A 258-nucleotide genomic window follows, 5' to 3' on the forward strand; every position below is an offset into this window, starting at 1 on the left:
GTGCTGATGCTGACCGCACGCGGCGAGGAAACCGACCGCATCATTGGTCTCGAGATGGGCGCCGACGACTACCTGGCCAAGCCGTTCGCGGTGCGTGAGCTGCTGGCGCGGATTCGCTCGGTGCTGCGCCGCGCGCGCATGCTGCCGCCCGGCATGCAGGTCACGGAAACGGCCGCGCTGCTCGCGTTCGGTGAATGGCAGCTCGACACGACCGGGCGCCATCTGCTCGACGCCGAAGGCACGCTGGTCGCGCTGAGT

1 pseudogene is annotated in these 258 nt (G+C 69.4%); it reads left to right on the top strand.

Features of this window, described 5'->3' with window-relative positions:
• A pseudogene (locus tag AAEY93_RS20815) lies at nucleotides 1–258 on the top strand (DNA-binding response regulator); the annotation flags it as partial.

Origin of the sequence: Shewanella sp. CAL98-MNA-CIBAN-0140, assembly GCF_040309905.1 — a bacterium.
Lineage (GTDB): Bacteria > Pseudomonadota > Gammaproteobacteria > Enterobacterales > Shewanellaceae > Shewanella > Shewanella psychromarinicola.